At 62.5% G+C, this 24,544-nt stretch carries 15 protein-coding genes; 8 read left to right on the forward strand and 7 right to left on the reverse strand.

The genetic code is table 11. The features are described 5' to 3' along the window. Positions 1-49: 49 nt before the first annotated feature. The 4 genes from fdhF to K6M89_RS23490 all read left to right on the forward strand — a co-directional run bounded on the left by fdhF (position 50) and on the right by K6M89_RS23490 (position 5,952). Positions 50-2,929, forward strand: coding sequence for a formate dehydrogenase subunit alpha (gene fdhF, locus K6M89_RS23475; protein ID WP_222141174.1), 2,880 nt, complete (start codon positions 50-52; stop codon positions 2,927-2,929). Between the two features lie 121 nt (positions 2,930-3,050). Further along, complete coding sequence (fdhD, locus tag K6M89_RS23480) at positions 3,051-3,875, forward strand: formate dehydrogenase accessory sulfurtransferase FdhD (protein WP_097580634.1); 825 nt, start codon at positions 3,051-3,053, stop codon at positions 3,873-3,875. Further along, positions 3,865-4,110 (forward strand): formate dehydrogenase subunit delta, encoded by a 246-nt coding sequence (locus K6M89_RS23485; protein WP_097580635.1) that lies wholly within the window; start codon positions 3,865-3,867, stop codon positions 4,108-4,110. Before fdhD ends, K6M89_RS23485 begins: the two co-directional genes overlap by 11 nt. Positions 4,111-4,293: 183 nt before the next feature. After that, positions 4,294-5,952, forward strand: a complete 1,659-nt coding sequence (locus K6M89_RS23490; RefSeq protein WP_222141175.1) for an OFA family MFS transporter — start codon at positions 4,294-4,296, stop codon at positions 5,950-5,952. Positions 5,953-6,066: 114 nt separating this feature from the next. On the opposite strand, the gene K6M89_RS23495 is transcribed toward K6M89_RS23490, so the two are convergent. The 4 genes from K6M89_RS23495 to rocF form a co-directional block, all read right to left on the reverse strand. Beyond that, positions 6,067-7,827 carry a methyl-accepting chemotaxis protein gene (locus K6M89_RS23495; protein WP_222141176.1) on the reverse strand — a complete coding sequence of 587 codons (1,761 nt, stop codon included), beginning with the start codon at positions 7,825-7,827 and terminating at the stop codon, positions 6,067-6,069. Between the two features lie 285 nt (positions 7,828-8,112). Next, positions 8,113-8,589, reverse strand: coding sequence for a chemotaxis protein CheW (locus K6M89_RS23500; RefSeq protein WP_097580638.1), 477 nt, complete (start codon positions 8,587-8,589; stop codon positions 8,113-8,115). A gap of 196 nt (positions 8,590-8,785) precedes the next feature. After that, complete coding sequence (gene rocD / locus K6M89_RS23505; RefSeq protein ID WP_222141177.1) at positions 8,786-9,985, reverse strand: ornithine--oxo-acid transaminase; 1,200 nt, start codon at positions 9,983-9,985, stop codon at positions 8,786-8,788. A 42-nt stretch (positions 9,986-10,027) separates the two neighbouring features. After that, a complete protein-coding gene (rocF, locus tag K6M89_RS23510; protein ID WP_222141178.1) occupies positions 10,028-10,963 on the reverse strand; it encodes an arginase in 936 nt (311 codons plus the stop codon). A gap of 122 nt (positions 10,964-11,085) precedes the next feature. Between rocF and K6M89_RS23515 the strand changes: the two genes are divergently transcribed. After that, positions 11,086-11,523, forward strand: a complete 438-nt coding sequence (locus K6M89_RS23515; RefSeq protein ID WP_170964785.1) for an Lrp/AsnC family transcriptional regulator — start codon at positions 11,086-11,088, stop codon at positions 11,521-11,523. 6 nt (positions 11,524-11,529) lie between these two features. On the opposite strand, the gene K6M89_RS23520 is transcribed toward K6M89_RS23515, so the two are convergent. The 3 genes from K6M89_RS23520 to K6M89_RS23530 form a co-directional block, all read right to left on the reverse strand. Further along, positions 11,530-17,952, reverse strand: coding sequence for a translocation/assembly module TamB domain-containing protein (locus K6M89_RS23520; RefSeq protein WP_222141240.1), 6,423 nt, complete (start codon positions 17,950-17,952; stop codon positions 11,530-11,532). A gap of 67 nt (positions 17,953-18,019) precedes the next feature. Then, positions 18,020-19,948, reverse strand: coding sequence for an autotransporter assembly complex protein TamA (locus tag K6M89_RS23525; RefSeq protein ID WP_222141179.1), 1,929 nt, complete (start codon positions 19,946-19,948; stop codon positions 18,020-18,022). Positions 19,949-20,117: 169 nt separating this feature from the next. Continuing rightward, positions 20,118-20,375 carry a YMGG-like glycine zipper-containing protein gene (locus K6M89_RS23530; RefSeq protein ID WP_003582726.1) on the reverse strand — a complete coding sequence of 86 codons (258 nt, stop codon included), beginning with the start codon at positions 20,373-20,375 and terminating at the stop codon, positions 20,118-20,120. A 326-nt stretch (positions 20,376-20,701) separates the two neighbouring features. Here K6M89_RS23530 and hemA point away from each other — a divergent pair, with 326 nt between their 5' ends. From hemA to K6M89_RS23545, 3 genes are all read left to right on the forward strand, one after another. Continuing rightward, positions 20,702-21,916, forward strand: a complete 1,215-nt coding sequence (gene hemA, locus K6M89_RS23535) for a 5-aminolevulinate synthase (protein WP_222141241.1) — start codon at positions 20,702-20,704, stop codon at positions 21,914-21,916. Positions 21,917-22,261: 345 nt separating this feature from the next. After that, the gene (locus K6M89_RS23540; protein ID WP_222141242.1) at positions 22,262-23,251 is read left to right on the forward strand and encodes a LacI family DNA-binding transcriptional regulator; all 990 of its coding nucleotides are present in this window, start codon (positions 22,262-22,264) and stop codon (positions 23,249-23,251) included. Positions 23,252-23,303: 52 nt separating this feature from the next. After that, the gene (locus tag K6M89_RS23545) at positions 23,304-24,542 is read left to right on the forward strand and encodes an ABC transporter substrate-binding protein (protein ID WP_097580643.1); all 1,239 of its coding nucleotides are present in this window, start codon (positions 23,304-23,306) and stop codon (positions 24,540-24,542) included. Positions 24,543-24,544 lie beyond the last annotated feature (2 nt).

The following is a 24,544-nucleotide window of genomic DNA, read 5'->3' on the forward strand; positions in this document are numbered from 1 at the left end:
TTAACTTCCTCCCAATTGCTCATTTCCACGTCCATACAGGAGGCCGACCATGTCTCTCATCCATGAAATCGACTACGGCACTCCCGCTTCGAAATCGGAAACCATGGTGACGCTGACCATCGACGGGCAGCAGATCAGCGTGCCGGAGGGCACGTCCGTCATGCGCGCCTCGATGGAGGCCGGCACCACCGTGCCGAAGCTCTGCGCCAGCGACATGATGGATGCCTTCGGCTCCTGCCGGCTCTGTCTCGTCGAGATCGAGGGCCGCGCCGGCCTGCCCGCCTCCTGCACGACGCCGGTGGCGGCCAACATGGTGGTACGCACGCAGACGGATCGGCTGAAGGATGTCCGTCGCGGCGTGATGGAACTCTATATTTCCGACCACCCGCTTGACTGTCTGACCTGTGCTGCCAACGGCGATTGCGAATTGCAGGACATGGCAGGCGCAGTCGGCCTGCGCGACGTGCGCTACGGCTATGACGGCGACAACCATGTCAGGGCGCGCAACAATGGCGAGATCAATCTGAAATGGACGCCGAAGGACGAGTCCAATCCCTATTTCACCTTTGACCCCTCCAAGTGCATCGTCTGTTCGCGCTGCGTGCGCGCCTGCGAGGAGGTGCAGGGCACCTTCGCGCTGACGATCGAGGGGCGCGGTTTCGGCTCCAAGGTGTCATCGGGTGCGCATGAAGCCTTCATCGATTCCGAATGCGTCTCCTGCGGCGCCTGCGTCCAGGCCTGCCCGACGGCGACACTGACCGAGAAGTCGGTGATTGCGATCGGCCAGCCCGAGCATTCGGCCATCACCACCTGCGCCTATTGTGGCGTCGGCTGTTCCTTCAAGGCGGAAATGCGCGGCGAGGAGCTGGTGCGCATGGTGCCCTGGAAGGACGGCCAGGCCAATCGCGGCCATTCCTGCGTCAAGGGTCGCTTCGCTTACGGCTATTCCAACCATAAGGATCGCATCCTCAACCCGATGATTCGCGAAAAGGTCAGCGATCCCTGGCGCGAGGTGAGTTGGGACGAGGCCTTCGCGCGTGTGGCGTCGGAGTTTCGCCGCATCCAGTACCAGTATGGCCGCGAGGCGATCGGCGGCATCACCTCGTCGCGCTGCACCAATGAGGAAACCTATCTGGTGCAGAAGCTGGTCCGCGCCGGTTTCGGCAACAACAACGTCGATACCTGCGCCCGCGTCTGCCATTCGCCGACCGGCTACGGCCTCGGCCAGACATTCGGCACCTCGGCCGGCACGCAGAATTTCGACAGCGTCGAACAGTCCGATGTCGTCGTCATCATCGGCGCCAACCCGACCGATGGCCATCCGGTGTTCGCTTCGCGGCTGAAGAAGCGGCTGCGCCAGGGGGCCAAGCTCATCGTCATCGATCCGCGCCGCACCGATATCGTGCGATCGCCGCATATCGAGGCTTCCTACCACCTGCCGCTGCAGCCCGGCACCAATGTGGCCGTCATGACGGCGCTTGCACATGTGATCGTCACCGAAGGCCTCTATGACGAGACCTTCATCCGCGAGCGCTGCGACTGGTCGGAATTCGAGGACTGGGCGGCCTTCGTCGCCGAACCGGCGCACAGCCCCGAAGAGACCGAGATTTTCACCGGCGTTCCGGCGGCGGACCTGCGCGGCGCGGCAAGGCTCTATGCCAAGGGCGGCAACGGCGCGATCTATTACGGTCTCGGCGTCACCGAACACAGCCAGGGTTCGACCACCGTCATCGCGATCGCCAATCTGGCGATGGCGACCGGCAATATCGGCCGTCCCGGCGTCGGCGTGAATCCGCTGCGCGGCCAGAACAACGTGCAAGGCTCCTGCGACATGGGCTCCTTCCCGCACGAGCTGCCGGGCTACCGGCATATTTCCGACGATGCGACACGCGACATCTTCGAAAAGCTCTGGGGTGTGAAGCTCGACAACGAGCCGGGCCTGCGCATTCCCAACATGCTGGATGCGGCGGTCGACGGCTCCTTCAAGGGCCTCTATGTCCAGGGTGAGGATATTCTCCAGTCCGATCCCGATACCAAACATGTCGCGGCCGGGCTGGCGGCGATGGAATGTGTCGTCGTTCAGGACCTGTTCCTCAACGAGACCGCCAATTACGCCCATGTCTTTCTGCCAGGCTCGACCTTCCTCGAGAAGGACGGCACCTTCACCAATGCCGAGCGGCGCATCAATCGCGTGCGCAAGGTGATAACGCCGCGCAACGGTTATGGCGACTGGGAGGTGACGCAGAAGCTTGCCCAGACGATGGGACTCGACTGGAACTACAGCCATCCGTCGGAAATCATGGACGAGATCGCGGCGACGACACCGAGTTTCGCGTTGGTCTCCTACGACTATCTCGACAAGCTGGGTTCGGTGCAGTGGCCCTGCAACGAAAAGAACCCGCTCGGCTCGCCGATCATGCATGTCAACGGCTTCGTGCGTGGCAAGGGCAAGTTCATCCGCACCGAATATGTGGCGACTGACGAACGCACCGGTCCGCGCTTCCCGCTGCTGCTTACCACCGGCCGCATCCTCAGCCAGTACAATGTCGGGGCGCAGACGCGGCGGACCGAGAATGTCGTCTGGCATGCGGAAGACCGGCTGGAAATCCATCCGCACGATGCCGAACAGCGCGGCGTCCGTGACGGCGACTGGGTGAAGCTCATGAGTCGCTCCGGCGACACGACGCTCCGGGCGCTGATCACCGATCGTGTGGCGCCCGGCGTCGTCTATACGACCTTCCATCATCCCAATACGCAGGCGAACGTCATCACCACCGACTTTTCCGACTGGGCGACGAACTGCCCGGAATATAAGGTGACGGCTGTGCAGGTCTCGCCTTCCAACGGGCCGAGCGACTGGCAGATGGAATATGACGAGCAAGCACGGCAATCGCGCCGCATCGCCGGCAAGCTCGAGGCTGCGGAGTGACGATGGGGGGACGGTTCGGCGTTGTCGACGAGGCTTCTCCCCGTAGGGGTCCGAAGGACGGGACGAGACCGACGGCTCGACCCCGGGCGGCGCCCAAAGGGCGGATGAGGGCGCGTAATCCATGACCTTCCCCACCACCGCCCATGCCCCCGAAACCGCCCGCCGCAACGGCCTGATGCACAGCGGCTCTCGTATCGTGCCGGAGGAAGTGCCGATCGCCTTTTCCTATGGGGGCAGCTCGCATGCGGTGATGATGGCGACGCCCGCCGATCTCGAAGACTTTGCCGTCGGCTTCAGCCTGACCGAAGGGATCATCGCTGAGCAGGCGGAGATATCGGGCATCGAGGTCGTTGCGGGCGAGCAGGGTATCGACGTGCAGGTCAGCCTTGTCGACGACGTCGCCGATCGGCTGCGGGCGCGGCGCCGCAGCATGGCGGGGCCGGTCGGCTGCGGGCTCTGCGGCATCGAATCGATCGAACAGGCGGTGCGGCCGGTGCCGGATGTCTCGACATCACCGCTGTCGCTCTCGCATGCCGATATCGTTCGCGCCGTTTCGCTTCTGAACGAGGCGCAGCCGCTGCATCGCGAGACGCGGGCGGTGCATGGCGCCGCCTTCTATCGTCCCGACAGAGGTCTGATTGCCGTGCGCGAAGATGTCGGCCGGCACAATGCGCTGGACAAGCTTTGCGGCGCCGTCATCGGCTGCGGCGAGAGCGGCGATGATGGCGCCGTCGTCGTCACCAGCCGGCTTTCGGTCGAGATGGTGCAGAAGGCGGCAATCCTCGGCAGCCCGGTGCTTATCGCCATTTCAGCGCCGACGGCTCTCGCTATTCGCACGGCCGAAAAAGCCGGCATGACGCTCGTCGCCCTGGTGCGCGGCGAGGACTTCGAGATTTTCACCCACCCGCACCGAATCTCGCCCGGAAGCATCGCCGATGTCGCATGATACCAAGACCAAACTCGTCTATATGGCAAACCAGATCGCCACCTTCTTCAAGAGCCAGCCGGCCAGCGAGGCCGCTGCGGGGGTCGCCAATCATATCAACAAATTCTGGGAGCCGCGTATGCGGCGGCAATTGTTCGAAATTCTGGAAAAGGAGGAAAGCGGCCTGGATGCGCTCGTGCTGCAGGCCGCTCCGATGATCCGCAAACCGGCGGCGGAGGCACACCAGATCCGGTAATGTAACGGGCTCATGCCGGCCGCGGGAGCAACACGCCGCCTTTCGCATTCACTATCCTCAAAATTTAAATCGATTTAAATATAATCCAGGCGGAAATCTAAACCGCTATAGCGTCCTTTGCGCTCCTGAAAAGACGGATGGCGCTCCAATCACAGCAAGGTCTGAAACAAGGAGGAGTTGTTCATGACTGCAGCGGAAACACGTACAGACGGAGCGGTGGCGGGCTCAGGCCTGCTCGATCGTGAAAGGATCGTGGCCAGGCCCGGTTTCAATAGGTGGCTGGTGCCGCCGGCCGCATTGGCCATCCATCTCTGCATCGGCATGGCCTATGGTTTCAGCGTGTTCTGGCTGCCGCCGTCGAAGTCGCTTGGGATTACGGCATCGACCGCCTGCCCCGAGCTGACGCTCGTCTCGGCGCTGTTCACCACGACCTGCGACTGGCGCGTTGCCGACCTCGGTTGGATCTATACGCTGTTCTTCGTCCTGCTCGGCTCGTCGGCCGCCATGTGGGGCGGCTGGCTCGAGCGGGCCGGCCCGCGCAAGGCGGGTGTCGTTTCCGCCTGCTGCTGGTGCGGCGGCATTGTGCTGGCTGCCGTCGGCGTCATCACCCATCAGCTGTGGTTGATGTGGCTCGGCGCCGGCGTGATCGGCGGCATCGGTCTCGGCCTCGGTTACATCTCTCCGGTTTCGACGCTGATCAAATGGTTTCCCGACCGGCGCGGCATGGCGACCGGCATGGCGATCATGGGCTTCGGCGGCGGCGCGATGATCGGCGCTCCACTTGCCAATCTGCTGATGAATGCCTTCAAGACCGATACGTCGGTCGGCGTCTGGCAGACCTTCATCGTCATGGCGGCGATCTATTTCGTCTTCATGATGGGCGGCGCATTCGGTTACCGCATCCCGCCGGCCGGCTGGCGCCCGCAAGGCTGGACACCGCCGGCGGCCAAGAGCACGATGATCACCACCAAACACGTGCACCTGCGCGACGCCCACAAGACCAAGCAGTTCTGGCTGATCTGGGCCGTGCTCTGCCTCAACGTTTCGGCCGGTATCGGCGTTCTCGGCGTGGCCTCGCCGATGCTGCAGGAAATCTTCGCCGGTTCGCTGATCGGCTTGCCGGATGTTGCCTTCGCGCAGCTCGATGCCGGGCAGAAGGCATCGATCGCCACGATCGCCGCCGGTTTCGCCGGCCTGCTGTCGCTCTTCAATATCGGCGGACGGTTCTTCTGGGCGTCATTGTCCGACAAGATCGGCCGCAAGAACACCTATTATAGCTTCTTCGTCATCGGCATCGTGCTCTATGCGCTGGCGCCCACTTTCGCCGGCATGGGCAACAAGGCGCTGTTCGTTCTCGCCTTCGGCATCATCCTGTCGATGTATGGCGGCGGCTTTGCGACCATCCCGGCCTATCTCGCCGATATCTTCGGCACGCAGTTCGTCGGCGCCATCCACGGCCGGCTGCTGACGGCCTGGGCAACGGCCGGCGTCGTCGGTCCTGTCGTCGTGAACTATATCCGCGAAGCGCAGATCGCCGCCGGTGTCGCACCCGGTCCGACCCTCTATACCGGCACCATGTATATCCTCGCCGGCATGTTGGCGCTCGGCCTCATCGCCAATGCGTTTGTCAGGCCGCTCCCGGACAAGTGGTTCATGAGGGATGACGAGGTCGCGGCGCTGCAGGCAAAATCGGCGGCCGTCAATGCCGGGCCGACAGGCTCCTTCGGCATCGGCACCGGCGGGCTCGACGCCAAGGCGGCGCTTGCCTGGGCGGTCGTCGGCGTTCCGCTGCTCTGGGGTGTTTGGGTGACGTTGCGGGCGACCTTCGCGCTGTTCGGATAACCGATCGAAGCGCGCCGCGGCGGTATGCGACGGCGCGCTTCATCTTGGTCCTCCGGCGTAATTCCCGGAATCGATTTATAGGATGCGGGTCGTTCAACGTGATGCAGCTTGGGATCAGAACTCTTCCCAGCTCTCGGCGTTTGCCGCGGCAGCGCCGTGCGCCCTGACGACGCGTGAAACGAGATGCCGCGCCGGTGAGCCCGTCTGTCTGGCCTCCTGCCTCACGGGGGGCTGGGTTTGACCCGGGAGACGAAACTTCATCAGCAGCACGCGCAGCGTTTCGGCCTCCCTCGCAAGGCTGTGGCTGGCGGCTGTGCTTTCCTCGACCATGGCGGCATTCTGCTGGGTTGCCTGATCCAGCGTGTTGACCGCCTGGTTGATTTCGCTCAATCCGGTTGCCTGTTCTCTCGACGCTTCGACGATCGCCTCGACATTGCCGTTGATATCGCCGACTTGGGCGACGATCTCCTCGAGTGCCTTGCCGGTCTCGCCGACGAGACAGACACCGTTCTTGACGAACTGGCTCGACGTGGTGATGAGCGCCTTGATCTCCTTGGCGGCGTTGGCAGAACGCTGGGCGAGTTCGCGAACCTCCTGGGCCACGACCGCGAAACCCTTGCCGGCATCACCGGCGCGCGCCGCCTCGACGCCGGCATTCAATGCCAGCAGATTGGTCTGAAAGGCGATCTCGTCGATGACGCCGATGATGTTGTTGATTTCGCGCGAGGACTGCTCGATCTGGTCCATGGCTGCGACGGCATTGCGAACAACGACGCCGGACTGTTCGGCGCCCTGTTTGGTCTTGGCGATGAGGCGTCCCGCCTCACTGGCGCGACGGGTGGAATCGTTGACCGTCGTGGTGATTTCCTCCAGCGCCGCTGCCGTTTCCTCGATCGACGCGGCCTGCTGTTCTGTGCGTTTGGAGAAGGAGTCCGCCGATGATCCGATCTCGCGCGAGCCCGCGGCGATCGCCGCGGCATTTTCGCCAATCGTCTTGATAGTTTCGGCAAGGCCACCGATCGCGGCGTTGAAATCGTGGCGCAACTGCTCCATCGAGGGAACAAAAGCCGTATCCACCGTTCTTGTCAGATCGCCTTCGGCGAGCTGGTGCAACGCGCCGCCGAGCATGGAAATGGCGCTCATGCGCTGAGTGACGTCGGTCGCGAATTTCACGACCTTGTAGACGTTGCCGCTGGCATCGACGATCGGATTGTAGGCTGCCTGGATCCAGATTTGCCGGCCGCCCTTGCCGAAGCGGACAAATTCGTTGGCGATGAATTCGCCCCGCGCCAGCCGCCTCCAGAAGTCGGCATAATCCCCGGTGCTGGTATAGGCGGGATCGCAGAACATGCCGTGGTGTTTGCCGGCGATCTCGGCCAGCGAATATCCCATGGCGTTGCAGAAATTCTCGTTGGCGGTGAGGATTTCGCCTATCGGGGTGAATTCAATCACTGCCTGCGAGCGTGAGATCGCCTCCAGCTTGCCGGAATCTTCGACCGCCTTCTTCTTCGCGGCGGTAATGTCGGCCGCGAATTTCACTACTTTGAATGGTTTTCCGCCATTAAGAACAGGATTGTAGGACGCCTGGATCCATATCTCCCTGTCGCCCTTGGCAAAGCGCTTATAGGCACCGGCATCATATTCCCCGCGTCCGAGCCGCGCCCAGAATTCGCGGTACTCCGCAGTGGCCGCATAGGCCGGATCGCAGAACATGCTGTGATGCTTGCCAAGGATTTCGCTCAGGCTGTAGCCAAGCGCGTCGCAGAAATTTTTGTTGGCCGTCAGGATTTTGCCCTTGAGGTCGAATTCGATGATCGCCTGCGACTTGGAAATGGCGTCAAGAATGTATTTCGAATCGGGGGCTAGACCAAACATTCCTGTCCCTTCGAGATGCACAGCTTTTGCTGCTTTGGGCCGCTAGAACGAAGCCGTTCGGGGGCGAGGAATGCCGGTGCCGGAAGTTAACCCCACCGATCGGAAACCATGTCATCCTTGTGCTTCGCATTCCATAGTGATGGAGCGTGGTTAATTTTCGCTATATAAGTGAGAGCGCTTATATGTCAGAAGTTGAAAAAAGCGACGGTTTGGCCGAGGCGTGCGTGTATCGACAAAAAAACCGCCCTTACGGGCGGTTTTCAGCATCCGCAGCATTTAGATGATTTACGCCGCCAGTTCGTCCGCCTCATTTTCCTTGAACATCTTGGAGAGGTTCAGGAAGCAGATCATGCCGTTTTCCGACGCAATGATGCCTTCGCAATAGGCGCGGTCGAAGGAGGCGGTCACCTCGGGCACCGGCTGAACCTGGCTGGAGGAGATGGTGAGGATATCCGAGACGCGGTCGACGAGCATGCCGATCACCATGCTGTGAACTTCGGCGACGACGATGGCGCTACGCTCGTTGGCGACGGTGCTCTTCATGCCGAGCTTGTAGGCGAGATCGATAATCGGGATCACCGAGCCGCGCAGGTTCATGACGCCGATGACATCGGCCGGTGCATGCGGGATCGGCGTCGACGGCGCCCAGCCGCGGATTTCGCGGATGGTCGTGGTCTTGACGCAGAATTCCTGATCATGCAGGCGGAAGGCAATGATCTCGAGCGTATCGCCGCTGAAGCTAGTGGAATTGATCGTGGCCATTAGAATTCTTCCCAACTGTCGTAAGCCAAAGCAGAAGCGAGTGCGCCCCTATTGGCGCTGATGCGCTTTGCCTTCACACCACGCGATGGCTTTGCATTCGGCGAAGCATCGTTACGGTTACGACGACATTAGCGAAAGAGTGTTGCCCAAATCTAAATCGGAAACCGGATTACCCGGGTTTCAGTCTCGATTTACGTCAGCCGATCGTCTTTTCGATCTGCGAGACCGCCCAGTCGACCTGTTCCCTTGAGATGATCAACGGCGGGGCGAGGCGGATCGTATGGTCGTGGGTGTCCTTGGCGAGAAGGCCGCGCTCCTTCAGCGCATGGCAATATTGGCGTGCCCCGCCGGCTTCGGGTTCGAGCTCGACGGCCATCATCAGACCGCGGCCGCGCACATCGCGGACGATGTTCGAGCGCATCGACCTCAGGCCTTCGAGGAAATAGTCGCCCATCGCTGCGGCGTTTTCGATCATGCCTTCTTCCGTCAACACCTTCATCGCGGTGCGCGCCACCGCGCAGGCGAGCGGGTTGCCGCCGAAAGTCGAGCCGTGCTGGCCGGGCTTCAGTACCCCCAGCACCTCGGAATTCGAAAGTACCGCGGATACCGGATAGAAGCCGCCGGACAGCGCCTTGCCGATCAGCGTCACATCGGCCTCGATGCCCTCGTGCTCTTCGGCCAGCAGCTTGCCGGTGCGGCCGAGGCCGGTCTGGATCTCGTCAAGGATGAGGGTGACGTTGTTTGCCGTGCAGAGCTCGCGGATGCGGGTGAAATACCCTGCCGGCGGAATGATGACGCCGGCTTCCCCCTGGATCGGCTCGATCAGCGCCGCCACCGTATTGTCGTTGATGGCAGCGGCGAAAGCCTCGGCATCGCCGAAAGGAATGATGCGGAAGCCCGGCGTGTAGGGGCCGAAGCCGTTGCGGGCATCGGGGTCTGTGGAGAAACTGATGATGCTCAGCGTCCGGCCATGGAAATTGTCGGCGCAGACGATGATCTCCGCCTGGCCTTCCGGCACGCCCTTGACCTCGTATCCCCATTTGCGCACCGCCTTGATGGCGGTCTCCACCGCTTCGGCGCCGGAGTTCATCGGCAGGATCTTGTGCGAGCCGGTGAGAGCGGCGAGCTCCTCATAGAGATAGGCGAGCTGGTCGTTGCGGAAGGCGCGGGAGGTGAGGGTCAGCCGGCCGGCCTGTTCGATCATGGCGGCGAGGATCTTCGGATGGCAATGGCCTTGGTTGACGGCGGAATAGGCAGAGAGGCAATCAAGATAACGGTTGCCGTCGGTATCCCAGACATACACGCCTTCGCCGCGCGTCAGCACCACGTCGAGCGGCTTGTAATTATTGGCGCCGAGCCGCTGTTCCGTGGCGATCAATTTTTCCGAAGTGGTCATGGCGCTTCTCCCTCTAAGCCTGGTCTATGCGGCACGTGCCTTCTATGCGGCACGGGTTGGACGATCGAAGATGCGGCGGCCGAAGAGACTGGCCGTCAGTTCCACCAATATGCGGGCGCTCTTGCCACGATCGTCGAGAAACGGATTGAGCTCGACGAGATCGAGCGACGAGACGAGACCGCTGTCCGATAGCATTTCCATGACAAGATGGGCCTCGCGGAAGGTCGCGCCACCCGGCACCGTCGTGCCGACGCCGGGGGCAATATCGGGATCGAGGAAATCGAGATCGAGACTGACATGCAGAAGGCCGTCGGCCTTGGCGACGACATCGAGGATATGACGCATGATGGCGCCGATGCCCTGTTCGTCGATAGCGCGCATATCGAAGACGTTGACACCGTGTTCGTGGATTTCCTCGCGCTCGCGTGCATCGACCGAGCGGATGCCGACCTGGAAGACATGCTTCGGATCGACGAAGGGACGGCCCTTCGGCAGGATCTCGGCGAACTCCGCCTCGCCGCAGAAGAAGGCGACGGGCATGCCGTGAATATTGCCGGAGGGGGAGGTGGCCGGAGAATTGAAATCGGCATGGGCATCGAGCCAGAGCACGAAGAGCGGGCGACCCTTGCCGGCGGCATAGCGGGCCATGCCGGAGACGGTGCCCATGGAAAGGCTGTGGTCGCCGCCGAGAATGAGCGGAAAGCGGCCGGAGGCGGCGACATCATAGACGCTGCTTTCGAGTGCGCGGGTGAAGGCGCCGACGATCCTCAGATTATGGGCCTTGGGATGATTCGGTAGGTCCATCGCCGGCACGATCCTGAGATCGCCATTATCGGCGACATCGTGGCCGAGATCGATCAGCGTCTGGTCGACGCCGGCGATGCGCAGCGCCGCGGGACCCATGCCAGCGCCTCTGCGGCCGGAGCCTTCCTCCAATGGTGCGCCGATGAGGGTGACAGATCGCGATTGGACATTCATTGAAGGGCTCCGTGTTGAGGCCTGTTTCGGCCGATAGTGGGATAAAGGGCTGCCGGCAAAAAGATGGAAAAGTGGCAGAAATGGATTATGATTGCGCAGATTGATAAAGCTATTTTGACAGAGTGATCAGCGTGGACGATCTCGATACCGAACTCTTGAGCGCCCTTCGCCACAATGCCCGGATCTCCGTCTCCTCCCTTGCGGCGATAACAGGTGCATCCCGGGCAACGGTCGCCGCCCGCATCGACCGGCTGGTTGCCAGCGGCACCATTGTCGGCTTCACTATCCGTACCGGTCACGAAACGCGATCCGCCGGCGTGCGCGCCATCGTCATGATCGAGGTGCTCGGCAAACTGGCCGACAGGGTAGCCGATCAGTTGCGGGGTCTGCCGCAGGTCCGCGCCCTTCACAGCACCAACGGCAAATGGGATTTCGTCGCCGAACTCGAGGATCGCGACCTTGCCTCCTTCGACGAGACGCTACGCCGCATCCGGCTGATCAACGGTATCAACTCGACCGAGACCAACATCCTTCTCAAGACGAGCAAGACGGGTTTCTAAGCCGGCTTAGTATTCCCGCTCATAAACGATGCCCGCTTCACCCGCCCCGTTGCCGCCGGCGGCGCCGCGCAGTTTGACGCCGCGGCCGACATCGAGATTGATGATCGCCTTGGCGCCGGCCGCGCCGCCCTGCTGCAGTTCGAAATAGGTGCGGTCATTGAGGTAGCGGCCGACGCTGACGCTCGTCTGGCCTTTCTCGTCGGTGCTGATGTCGAAATCGTCGACGCCGAGCTGGTTGCGCAGACCTTCGAAAAGCGAGGTGGAGCGGTTGCCGGCCAGCTGGCTGACGGCATCGGCGAGCTGGGCGATCTGCACCGGTGACAGCTTCGACATCGACTGTCCGAAGATCAGCTGCGCCAGCACCTCGTCCTGCGGCAGCTGGGGCGAGGAGGAAAAGGTGATCGAAGGATCGGTGGCGAGGCCGGCCACATCAACCGTCAGGGTCGTCGTGCCGGAGGTGGAGGTGGCTTCCATATCGAGCGCCGGCGTAAGATCGCCGGCAAAGGTGATCCTGCTCTTGTCGGAGAAATTCAGACGGCGGTTGAGAATGGTCAACCGGCCGCGGCGCATGGTGAACCCGCCGGTAACGACGGGCACTGCCGCCGTTCCGCGGATCGTCACGCGGCCTCCGAGCTCGGCATCGATGCCGCGGCCACGCACGAAGATTTGCGAGGGCGCATCGATTTCGAGATCGAGGGTGATGACGGAGGATTTCTCGCCGCTTTTCCCCTTGCCTTCATCCCTGAGCTGCGCAAGCACCGCCCGCGGCGCGTTCTTGTGCCGTATGTCGATTTCGCTGAGCGAGGTCGGCAATTTTTCCGGCACGGTGATCGAGGTCTTGTCCAGCCGCAGCTTGCCGCTCAGCGTCGCGCTCATGATCGGCCCGCGCAGGCCCACGGTCCCGTTGACGGTCGAGACGACGAGGGTTCCGTCGACATAGACTGCCTTGTCGAGCTTGATCGAAATGTCGGTGGGAAAGCCGCCGGCCGGCTGGATGCCGATGGTGCCGCTCGCCGAAATCGTGCCGCCGCCGCCAAGATTGCCACTGAGACGCGATATCACGGCCTGGGTGCCATTGAAGGTCACGGTGGCTGCGAGATTGTTGACGGCAAGATTGCGTCTGACGTCGACGAGCTTGGCGCCATTGGTCGAGACCGTGCCGTTGATGACAGGTGCTGCGACCGTTCCGCCGATCGTAAGATTGACGGTGGCGACCCCGTCGGCGACCAGGCCCTGCTGCGCAAGCGGGGTGCCGAGCACCGCGAACGGAACGTTGCCGTTGAAGCGCAGGTCGAGAGCCCGATTGCCTGATATCACGACACTGCCGCCGCCCTTGAGCGACATGCCGGCGTCACCGGCAAGACTGGTGTCGACGGTCAGCTTGTTGCCGGCCAGCTTGCCCGATGCCCCGATGCTGAGTGGCGAAAGACCGGCGCCTTTCGTCTGGCTCGTCGCGGCGTTCTTCCAATCGACCTTGAAATCGACGGCGGGCGCGGACAGCGTGCCGGCCGCCTTGGCGGTCGCCGAGATCGTACCGTCGGCGCCGATACCGGGAACAAAGCCGTTGGCGAAGGCAGCCGGAACATTGGCAGCATTCGCGGTGACGTCGATCGATCGGATCGAGGTGCCTGCAATGGAAAGATTACCGGCGGCTTTCAGCGCAATGCCGCCGCCGCCGCGGAGGTCCGCATCAAAATCGAGCCTGTCGCCAGCATATTTTCCTGTTGCCGCCAGCGCAAGACGGGAAAGGCCGGCCGCCTTGGTGTGGCTGGTCGCCGCATCCTTCCAGTCAAGCTTGAAATCGACGACCGGATTGGCCGGCGTTCCCGATGTGACGGCGCTGGCCGAAAGCGTGCCTTCGGCCCCGAGACCGGGCACAAAGGCATTGGCGATATTTGCCGGCAGGGCGGGAATATCGGCATTGACCGAAAGGTCGCGGATGGCCGTTCCGGCAATCGTGACGCCGCCGGTCGCCTTGGCCAGCACGCCGTCCTTGCCGGTGAGGTTGGCATCGAAATCGACCCTGTCATTGGCGAATTTGCCGGATGCCGCGGCGCTGAGACCGGAAAGGCCGCTGCTCCTGGTCTGGGCGGTGGCGGCGTTTTTCCAGTCGAGCTTGAAGTCGACGGCGGGCTTGGGAAGCGCGCCTGAGGCAGATGCCGTTCCCGACACCATGCCCTCCGCCGCAAGGCCGGGAACGAAGCTATTGGCAAGGCCCGCGGGCAGATTGGCGAGATCGGCCTTGACGTCAAGGTTGCGGACCGAGGCGCCCGATATCGCGACATTGCCCGCAGCTTTCAGCGAGAGGCCGTCCTTGCCGCCGAGATTGGCGTTGAAATCAAGCTTATTGTCAGCAAGGTGGCCCGAGGCGGCAAGCGCGAGGCCGGAAAGATGGGCGGTCCTGGTGTGGCTGGTTGCGGCATCCGTCCAGTCGAGCTTGAAATCGGCCTTCGGTGCGGCAGGTGTGCCGGCGGCAGAAATGGTGCCGGATATCGTGCCGCCGGCCGCCAGTCCGGGAACGAAGGCGTTGGCGAGAGCGGCGGGGACCTTGGCGATCTCGGCATCGAGCTTCACGCTGTCGATCGCCGTGCCGGCGAGGGCGACATTGCCTACGGCCTTCAGTGAGAGGCCTTGATCGCCAAGCGTTGCTGCGTTGAAATCCAGCTTGTTCTCGGCAAATTTTCCCGATGCGGTAATGCCGAGAGCGGTAAGCCCGGCACGCCTGGTGTGGTTCGTTGCAGCGTCTTTCCAGTTGAGATCAAAATTGGCGGTCGGCGCGGAAAGTGAGCCTGCCGCCGAGATTTTTCCCGAGACCGAGCCTTCGGCAGCAAGATCGGCGACGAAGCTGTTTGCAATGCTTGCCGGGATATTTGCCAGTGCCGCATCGACCTTGGCGGCACCGACCGTCTTGCCGGTGATGGCGACATCGCCGTTTGTCTTGAGCGAGAGCCCGTCGGCGCCGTTGACCGCGGCGTCGAAATTGAGCCTATTGTCGGCGAATTTTCCGGATGCCGTCACGCCGAGACCGGCGAGGCCGGCGCGTTTCGTGTGGCTTGTGACGGCATTTTGCCAATGGAGATCGAAATCGGCGGTCGGGGCGGCAGGGGATCCGCTCGCCGAGACCGTTCCGGAGACAAGGCCTGCCGCTGCGAGATCGGGGACGAAACCGTTTGCAGCAGCTGCGGGGATATTGGCCAGTGTCGCGTCGATCTTGACGCCGCCGATCGCCGTCCCTGTCATGCCGACATTGCCATTTGCCTTGAGCGACAGGCTGTCGGCGCCGCTGACCGCGGCATCGAAATCGAGCGTGTTGTCGGCGAATTTGCCGGACGCGGTCACATCAAGCACCGTAAGGCCGGCGCGCCTGGTGTGGCTCGTCGCGGCACTCTTCCAGGCGAGATCGAAATTGGCGGTCGGAGCCTTGAGGGAGCCGGCGGCGCTCAATTTTCCCGTGATCGCGCCTTCGGCGGCGAGATTGGGAACAAAACCATTGGCGACACGGGCGGGCAGGTTGAGGATATCGGCGTCGATATCGAGCACCGGCATCGTCGGGTCGGCGAGGCCGACATTGCCGGCCGCCTTGAGCGAGAGGCCGTCGGCGCTGCCGATCGTCGTGTCGAAATCGAGCTTGTTGTCGGCAAATTTGCCGCCGGCGGTGACGGCGAGCGGCGCCAATCCGGCGCCCTTGGTCTGACCCGTCGTCGCATCCTTCCAGTCAAGTTTGAAGTCGGCGATGGGCGCGGACGGCGTTCCCGTCACGGCGATCGTTCCGGAGATCGTGCCGCCAGCGGAAAGGTTGGGCACGAAACCGTTGGCGAGCGCTGCCGGCAGCTCCTTGATGACGGCATCGAGCTTCAGCGTCTCGCCGGCCGAACCGGTGACGTTCACCGAGCCGGTGCCTGTCTTCAGCGTCAGTCCGTCCATACTGGCGGCGCCGCCGGCGATTTTGACCTGCGTCGCTGCGGCAAGCTCGATCGGGATATTGCGCGGGCTTGCCGAGAAACGATCGAGGTTTACGTCGATCGTGCCGTCTGCCGTCTGGATATTGCCGGCCGCCAGCACTGGATTGCCATCATAGGCGGCATTGACATCGAAGTCGGTCTGATTCTGCTGCTTGGTGAAAGCGAGCGAAAGCCCGGCCAGCCTGTTTGCGCCGGCATTCACCTCTTCGGCCCGGACCGTGCCGTTGGCCGCAAGGGCGCTGAGATCGCTCACCGTGATGTCGATCTCGGGTTTGACAACGGCGAGTGTATCGCGGCGGAGCGAATCGCCGGTCGCCTGCAGTTTCAGCGCAATCCTGCCGCTGTCGCTGGTGACGCCGAGCGATCCCTTGAGATCGCCTTCGGCTTTCTGTCCGCCGAGGGCGGCGAGCAGGCCGATATTGGGAAAATCGAAGGTCAAGGCGCCAGAGGGCGTCAGGGAGGGTGAAAATTCCAGAGCGCCGGTCAGCCGGTTGCCGCCGATGTCGGCGGTCAGTGCCGGAATGCTCATCCTGCCGTCCTCGGAGCGGATATCGCCGTTGACGCCGATCGGTTGGCCGTCGATCGTGCCGGTTGCGGCAATCTTACCCTGCGGCGCCTTCGGATCGGCGACGCCCGTGAGGTCGATATTGAGGTTGGCGAGCATGCGATCGGCCATCTGCAGGCTGGCAGCCTTGATATTGGCTGTCACGGAGAGGGCCGGCAGTTCGCCCCCGACCCGCAACGCGTAAGCTGCTCCGCCGCTTGCGCCCCCCATCAGCTTGCCGACATCGGGCAGCCGGCCCGAGAGATCGGCGTTCAAGGTCGAGCCGTCGAGCGCGACGTTGCCGGCGGCCTCGAGCGTTCCGGATTTGACGACGAGGTTGGACAGCGCGAATTTCGAGGGGATGGTGCCCGCCACCTGGCTTTCGAGCGAGATTGGCCCGTCGAACCTGCTTGTCGCCGCGGCCGGCAGAGCCGCCGGTTCGACGACCAGCTTGATATTGCCGGTCAGAGTGCGGTCCGTCAGCCGATAGGAACCGTTGAGGCTGCCGTTGATATTGGCGCTTTCGACGGTGGTGCCGTTGAAACCAATGCCGCCGGCCGTGATCTGTAGCGGCGCGGCGAGCGTGACCGGGCCTTTGACCGCACGGTTGAGGTTCGGCTCGGCAAAGGTCGCGTCGCCGGCGACGAGGCGCAGCTGGACGCTGCCGGCGCGGGCGGCAAGATTGAAGGCGTCGCTCTTTGCCGTCAGTTTGACGTTGCCGATATCGGCCTGCGGCAAGGTTGCGCTGTCGAGCGAGCCGCTGACGCTCAGTCGCGCCGCCTGCGCGTCGCCGGTCAGCGCCAGGTTGAGGCCGGATATCAGGAAGCGCGCTTCGCCTTCGGCGAGTGGCCAGCGGAAATCGACAGGCCCGGATGTGCCGAGCAGGTTGGCGTTGAGGCTGTTGTTGCCGGCCGGATCAAGCGTGCCCGATGCGGCGATGACGACGCTGCCGGTGGCGATATTGCCGGTCTGAATATCGATCTTGCCCCGGTCGTCGAAGGTTGAGGCAAGATCGATATTGGTCTGGCCGGCGAAAAGCGGCCGGAATGCTGCCGGCAGAAGCGAGCTCAGGTCACCGCCGCCCTTGAGGTCGAGATGGTGCAGTCCGTCGGCGGCGATCGCATGCCGGCCTTCGATTGCGGCCCGCTGCTGTCCGTCGAGCGCGGCCTGCAATTTGCCTCTCCAGTCGGATATCGGTCCCTGGCCGTCGAGGTCGATGTTGACGGCAGGACTATCCGGCAGGCCGAGGAAGCCTGCCAGCAGCCCGCCCTTCGGCTCGGCCAGCTGTGCCTTCAGGCGCAGCCGGTTTTCGGCCGGCGCATAAGCGATATCGGCGGTAAGTCGCGCATCCGGCACCGCGTGGCGGCTGACATTGACAGTCGCCTCCCCGCCGTCGCCATCTGCCGAGAGGCTGCCTTCGGCGGCGAGTGCAAAGGCGCGCCCGGCAAAGGGTTCGGCAAGCTTGATATTGGGCAGCGCAACCTGGTCGACGTCGATCTTGATCGGGAGAGAAAAGCCGCCGGAATTTTCAGCATCGGGCCGGGAGGGCAGGGTGCGCACCGGCTTGCGCAGCACGTCGATCGCTTCGATCTCGAAGCGCTTGGCGTGAAAGGTTCCGGTCAGCAGCGCCAGCGGATTCCAGTCAATGGCTATGCCGTGGATCTCAGCAAAAATGCCCCTGGTGTCGGAGATGGAGATCTCGGCGGCGCGAAGCCCGCCGGTCAAAAGACCTTCCGGTTCGCGCACCTCGATCGTCATGTCGCGATTGGAAAGCGTGGAGGCTATTTTTTCGGTGACGATACGGGCGCCAAAGGAGGTGAAGCCGAAGATCGCAAGCGCCGCGACAGCGAGAATCAAGCTGGCGCCCACGACATAGCCGGTGAGCCGTATGATCCAGTTGACGATTTTTGCCAGCGTTTGCATCTGTGCGGACATTACCCCCGTTTTCATGACGGCTCACAGATCGGACATGACAGCGGAACCGGCAATCCTAGAAGGACTGGCCGATGCCGGCGTAAATTCCATAATCTGTGCCATCTTCGTACTTGTTCAGCGGCACGGCAAAATCAAGCCGCAGCGGGCCGAAAGGTGTGGCATATCGTATTCCGGCGCCGGCACCGGCGCGGATATCGGAAAAACCAGGGAAGGTGCTGTCCGATACGGTGCCGACATCAACGAAGGGAACGACGCCGATCGTATCGGTGATTTTGATGCGGGCCTCCAGCGAAGCTGTGACATAGGAGCGGCCGCCGGTGGCGTCGCCATTGTCGTTGTAAGGCGAGATTTCCTGATAGCTGTATCCGCGCACCGAACCGCCGCCACCGGCAAAGAAGCGTTGCGTGGCGGGAATGTCCTCGATCCCGCCGCCGCCGATCAGCACGCCGCCGGCAAGCTTGCCGGCCAGAACCAGGCGATCCTCGGCGCCGAACGGCAGATAGCCGGAGATAGAGCCTTCGAACGCCGCATAGGGTGTGGCATTGAAGATCTCGTAGCCGGGCTTTGCCGAAGCCGTCGCACGATAGCCCTCCGTCGGGTTGAACTTGTCGTCGCGGGCGTCGCGGTCATATTGCAGCGGAAGGGTGAAGGTCAGATAGTCGTTCGTGCCGAAGGCGTCGTCGTCGCGCTCCCAGCTGACCTCGCCGCTCGCCGACACGGTATCCTTATCGGTCAATTCGTAGGAAAGGCCGAGCGAGGCGGTGATGAGCGTCGCGTTATAGGCATCCGGATTCTGCGTCTTGGCGACGATGCCGGCCTTCAGGGTGGCGGCCGGAAAGAAGGCGCCGGGCTTGGTAAAGAGGATGCCGGCGGAATAGTCGAGGCTGCCGACATCGGTGGTTTCGCCGAGCCGCGAGACCGAGCCCTCGATCCTCAGCGTCTCGGCTTCGCCGAACAGGTTGCGGTGGCCCCAATAGCCCTGAACGCCGAAGCCGTCGGTGGTGGAATATTGCGCGCCGATGCCGAAATAGCGCCGCTTGCCTTCGGAAACCTCAATCGTCATCGGCAAGGTGCCGTCCGGCGCCAACGCATCGCCTTCGTGAATGGTGACGCTCGAGAAGACGCCGAGGGCGCGAAGGCGCTCGCCCGCCTTCTTCAGCGCTTCCGGCGAGTAGGCTTCGCCTTTGTTCAGCCGGGAATAACGCTGGATGAAACCGGGCCGGACGGTTTTTTCGCCGGTAACGCCGACATCGCCGATCGGGGCGACAGGCCCGCCTTCGGCGGCAAGCACGATGTCGACCGTATCGCTTCGGTGATCGGCGACGACCTTGCGTTCGGTCAATTTGGCGAAGGGGCGGCCTTCGCTTTTCAACTGCTCGACTATTCTGTCGCCGGCCTTGATGATGGCGAGCGAACCGGCCTCGGCGCCGGGGGCGAGGTCGTAATCGGCAGGATTGCGGTCTGCGGCGTCGCCGCCGAACTGCACCTCCCTGACCCTGAAGACGGGGCCGGGGGTTATATCGACGGTGACGGGGATCGGCCCGGAGCGGTCGAAGGTCGGATTGGGCGGCAGGTCGTCGATGTTCTGGCCGTCGATGGTGATCGTCACCACGCCGCCGTAGCGGGCCTTTTCAAACAAGGCGGCAATCAACCGCTCGCGGTCGTCGCGCGCCTTGACGACGATGCCGAGATCGCCGGAGACCGGCTGTTTCTGGTCGCTGACCAGGCGGGAGCTGTTCTCCAGCGCTTCCTTGAGATCGGGATCGGCGGTGTCGGCCTTAAGTTCCACCTGATAGCGCACCGGATCGGGCACCTGTTGAGCTTCGTCCTCGTCCTTGCCGAAGATAGTGATGCCAAAAAGCTTGAAGGCATAAGCGTCGCCGATCAGGACCGGTGAGAACGCAGCTGCCGCTGCGACCACCATCATGGTGCCTGTTCGCCGATACGCAGTACCTGTTTTCGGGCCTGTCCCTCTAATCCGCATACGCCGCTTTTGGTTACGTCTACAATGAAGCTTCGTTGCCCAGCCGTGAACAGCTTAGCGGCAAAATCGCGCGGGGTGTACCATTTTAAATTGCCAGCGCACTAATTTAGCACAAAAAATCCCGGAGGCGTGTCCGGGATTTCCTGATTTTGTCGATTTGCGCGGGCGCTCAGCGCGGGCAAGTGTCGATGTAGCGGCGGCCGTAGCGGTCGCGGTAGTAGCATTGGCCGGGCTGTTCGGCGACGCTGCCGATCAAGGCGCCGGAGACGCCGCCGATAGCAGCGCCGACCGCCGCGCCACGAACATTGCCGGTGACTGCGCCGCCGATGACGGCGCCTGATGCAGCGCCGATGCCGGCGCCCTGCTGGGTCGGCGTGCAGCTTGCGATCGACAGGCCGATCAATGCGAGTATGACAGCTTTCTTCATCTTTTCTCTCCGAGGTTGTTGCCCGATGGGCAAAGGCCGTCCCTTTTATTTTTTGTCAGGCTAGACCGAAAACTATGTCGGAAGAATGGGTTGTCCACTGGTGCGCCGATTTTTTTGCAATAAGGGCTGTCGTCGCCCTTCATGCAGTTCGCAAATTTCGGCGGGGGGTTGCGGAATGAATTTGATTGATTGCGGCTCGCAGATTTTTTATCTGGAATCATTCAAAAAACTGGGCCTTTTGCCGCAGTTGATGGTAAAGCAAAGGGTAAGCATTGACGCGCGGACGTCCGGTCGGCAAGAACGGTCGCGCGATACTGGAGCATATGATGGATTTCGAAGCGTTTTTCAAAAACGAGCTGAACGGGCTTCATGCCGAGGGCCGTTACCGCGTTTTTGCCGATCTTGAGCGTCACCGCGGCAACTTCCCGCGCGCGACGCGCCATACGGCCGATGGCGAAAAGGAAGTCACGGTCTGGTGCTCCAACGACTATCTCGGCATGGGCCAGAACCCTGGTGTGATCGAGGCGATGAAAGCCGCCATCGACCACTGTGGCGCGGGTGCGGGAGGCACCCGGAATATTTCTGGCACCAACCACTATCACGTCATGCTCGAGCGTGAGCTCGCCGATCTGCACCGCAAGGAATCAGCGCTGATCTTCACCTCGGGCTATGTCTCCAACTGGGCGGCGCTCGGCACGCTCGGCGCCAAGATCCCCGGCCTCATAGTCTTCTCCGACGCACTGAACCATGCCTCGATGATCGAGGGCATCCGTTACGCCAAATGCGACAAGGTGATCTGGAAACACAATGACGTCGCCGATCTCGAAGCCAAGCTGAAAGCCGCCGATCCGAAGGCGCCGAAGCTGATCGCCTTCGAAAGCGTCTATTCGATGGACGGCGATATCGCCCCGATCAAGGAGATCTGCGACCTCGCCGACCAATATGGGGCGATGACCTATCTCGACGAAGTCCATGGCGTCGGCATGTACGGCCCGCGCGGCGGAGGCATTGCCGAGCGCGAGGGGCTGATGGACCGACTGACGGTCATCGAGGGCACGCTCGGCAAGGCCTTCGGGGTGATGGGCGGCTATATCGCCGCTTCGGCCGCCCTTTGCGACTTCATCCGCTCGTTTGCCTCCGGCTTCATCTTCACCACGGCGCTGCCGCCGGCGCTGGCCGCCGGTGCGGTCGCCTCGATCCAGCACCTGAAGGTCAGCCAGTTCGAGCGCGCCCGCCATCAGGACCGGGTGCGCAAGCTGCGCTCGCTGCTCGACCAGCGCGGCATTCCCCATATGCACAATCCCAGCCATATCGTGCCGGTGGTGGTCGGCGATGCCGCCAAATGCAAGTGGATCTCCGACCTGCTGCTCGACAATTGCGGCGTCTACGTCCAGCCGATCAACTATCCGACCGTGCCGAAGAAGACCGAGCGGCTGCGCATCACCCCGACGCCGCTGCATTCCGACGCCGATATCGCTCATCTCGTCGACGCCCTGCATTCGCTCTGGTCGCGCTGCGCGCTGGCGCGGCACGTCGCCTGATCCTTTATATTGCCCTGTTCGAATCGCGGCCAGAATCTCCATCCGAGGTTCTGGCCGCGATCGGTTTTGCGGCCGTGAGACTGCGCCCCTAAACCTCTTTCTGCCTGAACAGTGCCATCCGGCGTTGGTGCATTGGGACGTGCCTATCGGTCTCGAGGACCGATAGGCTTCCGTGCGCTTGCTTTTCACCGTGCAGCAGCTCTTCGATGCCGGCCTTTCGAATTGAATGAGAAAACCTTTTCTCACTTGACACAAGAATTGGTAAAAGCTTTTCTCAAGCCACTTCAGAAGGAGGAAGCGCTGAACCTAACGGGAGGAAAAAGAGGCAGGATCACCATCCATGAGGTGGCGTCGGCGGCCGGGGTGAGTATTTCGACGGCGTCGAAGGCGCTCAACGATACCGGCCGGATGGGGGCGGAAACACGCGAGCGGGTGAAGCGGATCGCCGGCGAAATCGGCTATCGGCCGAATGCGCTGGCAAGAGGTCTGCTCAGCAAGCGCAGCTTCACCATCGGACTGCTGACGACCGACACTTATGGCCGTTTCACGCTGCCTGTGATGGCGGGCATTTCGGACGCTCTCGTCGATCATGGGGTTTCGGTTTTCCTGTGCGCCATCGAAGACGATCCGGCGCTCGCCCAGACCCATGTCGACGCGATGCTGGACAAGCAGGTCGACGGCATCATTGCGACGGGCAAGCGGCTGGACCGGCGTCTGCCGGTCGATCTGTCGAATTTGCATGTGCCCGTCGTCTACGCCTTCACCGAGGGGACGCAGAACAGCGTTACCTTCCGTTCGGACGATGAACAGGGTGCGAGACTGGCGGTCGAATGGCTCGCGAAGATCGGGCGGCGGCGGATCGCACATATCACCGGGCCGGAGGAGTTTTTTTCGGTGCGGGAGCGTGCCGGCGCCTATCATGAGGTGGCGGGCCATCGCGAGCCGGTGCTTTACGGCGTCTGGTCTGAAAGCTGGGGCCATGACGCTGTGGAGCAGCTTTGGAAGAGGCCGGGCGAAAAGCCGGATGCGCTCTTCTGCGGCAACGACCAGATCGCCCGCGGCGCGGTGGATGCGCTGCGCGAGCGCGGCATCAAGGTGCCGCAGGACGTTTCGGTCATCGGCTTCGACAATTGGGAGATCGTCGCGGCCCAGACGCGGCCGCCGCTGACGACGGTGGATATGGAACTGAAGGAGCTCGGGCGGCAGGCCGGATTGACGGTGCTGGCGCTTGCGGAAGGACGGCCGGTCGAGCCGGGTGTCAGGAAGCTGCCCTGCCGGCTCGTCGTCCGGCAGTCATGCGGGGGTAAACCCCCAGGGAATGAGACCAAGGAGTGAGACCAAGGGAATGAGAAGGCGCGAGGAGATGCGCCATATTGGGAGGAATGTCATGATCAAGCGTCTATTGGCGGCGACCGGCATCGCTACCTTATGCCTGGTGTCGGCTGCGTCGGCTGCCGAAAATGTCGAAATGTGGGTTCGCTCGGGGATCGGCGACGCTTTCAAGAAGGTCGTCGAAGCCTATAATTCCAGCCATGAGAACAAGGTCGTGATGACCGAAGTGCCGTTCTCCGAACTGGTGCAGAAATATGCAACCGCGATCGCCGGCGGGCAGGCGCCCGATGCGCTCTCGATGGATCTCATCTACAACCCCGCCTTTGCCGCGGCCGGCCAGCTGGAAGACCTGACGGACTGGGCAAAATCGCTTCCCTATTTCAATTCGCTGTCGCCGTCGCATGTCCGCCTCGGCACCTATCAGGACAAGGTCTACGGTCTGCCGCTCTCGGTCGAGACTTCGGTCTTCGCCTGGAACAAGGATCTCTACAAGAAGGCCGGTCTCGACCCGGAGAAAGCGCCGGCGAGCTGGGAGGAAATCACCGCCAACGCCGAGAAGATCCGGGCGCTGGGTGACGACACTTACGGCTTCTATTTCTCCGGCGGCGGCTGCGGCGGCTGCATGATCTTCACCTTCACGCCGCTCGTCTGGGGTGCTGGCGCCGACATCCTGTCGGCCGACAGCAAGACGGCAACGCTCGATACGCCCAAGATGCGCAAGGCGGTCGACATCTACCGCAACATGGTCAAGAAAGACCTGGTGCCGGCCGGTGCGGCCAGCGACAACGGCACGAACTTCCTGACCTTCACCAACGGCAAGATCGGCCAGCAAAGCCTCGGCGCCTTTGCCATCGGAACGCTGGTGACCCAGCATCCCGAGATCAATTTCGGCGTGACCCTCATTCCCGGCGTCGATGGCAAGCCTTCATCCTTTGCCGGCGGCGACAACTTCGTCATCACCAAGGGCACGAAGAAGATCGACGCGGTGAAGGAGTTCCTCGAATATATCTATTCGATGGACGGCCAGAAGATCATGGCGAAATATGGCAGCCTGCCGACGCGCGGCGATATCGCCGACAAGGTGTTGGAGGGCCTCGATCCGCGCATGCAGGTCGGCCTCAAGGCGATCAGCGTCGCAAAGACGCCCTATACGCTGCAGTTCAACGATCTGATCAACAGCGCCAACGGCCCGTGGGCAAGCTTCACCAACGCCGCCATCTTCGGCGACGATGTCGACGGCGCGTTTTCGAGCGCCCAGTCGGAAATGCAATCGATCATCGATAGCGGCCAGTAGAC

Origin of the sequence: Rhizobium croatiense, from assembly GCF_019793465.1 — a bacterium.
Lineage (GTDB): Bacteria > Pseudomonadota > Alphaproteobacteria > Rhizobiales > Rhizobiaceae > Rhizobium > Rhizobium croatiense.

What these genes read in the sequence shown, in the direction of transcription:
- fdhF (WP_222141174.1), top strand. Translation starts at nt 50, where the DNA reads ATGTCTCTCATCCATGAAATCGACTACGGCACTCCCGCTTCGAAATCG.
- fdhD (WP_097580634.1), top strand. Translation starts at nt 3,051, where the DNA reads ATGACCTTCCCCACCACCGCCCATGCCCCCGAAACCGCCCGCCGCAAC.
- K6M89_RS23485 (WP_097580635.1), top strand. Translation starts at nt 3,865, where the DNA reads ATGTCGCATGATACCAAGACCAAACTCGTCTATATGGCAAACCAGATC.
- K6M89_RS23490 (WP_222141175.1), top strand. Translation starts at nt 4,294, where the DNA reads ATGACTGCAGCGGAAACACGTACAGACGGAGCGGTGGCGGGCTCAGGC.
- K6M89_RS23495 (WP_222141176.1), bottom strand. Translation starts at nt 7,827, where the DNA reads ATGTTTGGTCTAGCCCCCGATTCGAAATACATTCTTGACGCCATTTCC.
- K6M89_RS23500 (WP_097580638.1), bottom strand. Translation starts at nt 8,589, where the DNA reads ATGGCCACGATCAATTCCACTAGCTTCAGCGGCGATACGCTCGAGATC.
- rocD (WP_222141177.1), bottom strand. Translation starts at nt 9,985, where the DNA reads ATGACCACTTCGGAAAAATTGATCGCCACGGAACAGCGGCTCGGCGCC.
- rocF (WP_222141178.1), bottom strand. Translation starts at nt 10,963, where the DNA reads ATGAATGTCCAATCGCGATCTGTCACCCTCATCGGCGCACCATTGGAG.
- K6M89_RS23520 (WP_222141240.1), bottom strand. Translation starts at nt 17,952, where the DNA reads ATGCAAACGCTGGCAAAAATCGTCAACTGGATCATACGGCTCACCGGC.
- K6M89_RS23525 (WP_222141179.1), bottom strand. Translation starts at nt 19,948, where the DNA reads ATGCGGATTAGAGGGACAGGCCCGAAAACAGGTACTGCGTATCGGCGA.
- K6M89_RS23530 (WP_003582726.1), bottom strand. Translation starts at nt 20,375, where the DNA reads ATGAAGAAAGCTGTCATACTCGCATTGATCGGCCTGTCGATCGCAAGC.
- hemA (WP_222141241.1), top strand. Translation starts at nt 20,702, where the DNA reads ATGGATTTCGAAGCGTTTTTCAAAAACGAGCTGAACGGGCTTCATGCC.
- K6M89_RS23545 (WP_097580643.1), top strand. Translation starts at nt 23,304, where the DNA reads ATGATCAAGCGTCTATTGGCGGCGACCGGCATCGCTACCTTATGCCTG.